Source organism: Protofrankia sp. Cr1, from assembly GCF_963555865.1.
Taxonomy (GTDB): Bacteria; Actinomycetota; Actinomycetes; order Frankiales; family Frankiaceae; genus Protofrankia.
The window spans coordinates 10,939-11,620 of the sequence record NZ_CAUVXO010000081.1 but is presented as its reverse complement, the minus strand read 5'-3'; the positions used below and the strand labels follow the sequence as shown (position 1 = coordinate 11,620).

Sequence of the window (682 nt, the reverse complement as noted above, 5' to 3'; positions counted from 1 at the left end):
GGTCAGACCGCTGACGCCGACGGTGACCTGCGGGCACGGGCTGAGGCGCTGCTGCACACGCTCGCCGGTCCGACCGCGCGCCTGCGGGAGGACCAGTGGCAGGCAATCCGTGCGCTGGTCGCCGAGCGCCGCCGGGTCCTGCTGGTCCAGCGGACCGGCTGGGGCAAGTCCGCCGTGTACTTCATCGCAACGGCCCTGCTGCGATCGGTCGGTGCCGGCCCGACCGTGATCGTCTCGCCGCTGCTCGCGCTCATCCGGAACCAGGTGGCCGCGGCGGCGCGGGCCGGCATTCGGGCCGGCGAGATCCATTCGGGCAACGTGACGGAGTGGGACGCGGTCTACGCGCAGCTGCGCGCCGGCGAACTCGACGTGCTCCTGGTTGGTCCCGAACGGTTGAACAACCCGACCTTCCGTGACGCCTACCTGCCCGAACTCGCGGCCACGACCGGCCTGGTCGTCGTGGACGAGGCGCACTGCATCTCCGACTGGGGGCACGACTTCCGGCCGGACTACCGCCGGTTGCGCACGCTTCTGGCAGGGCTGCGCCCGGATGTGCCGGTTCTCGCGACGACGGCGACCGCCAACGCGAGGGTCACCGACGATGTCGCTGAACAGCTGACAGGCCTCCGGCCGCGCGATCATGATTCTCTTCGCGCGGCCGGAGGCTCCGACGGGCACCTGG

At 71.7% G+C, this 682-nt stretch carries 1 protein-coding gene; it reads left to right on the top strand.

Annotated features, from left to right (window positions below; genetic code table 11):
• A partial coding sequence (locus U9980_RS09595; protein WP_416210208.1) for a DEAD/DEAH box helicase occupies positions 1 to 682 on the top strand: 682 nt, incomplete at both ends.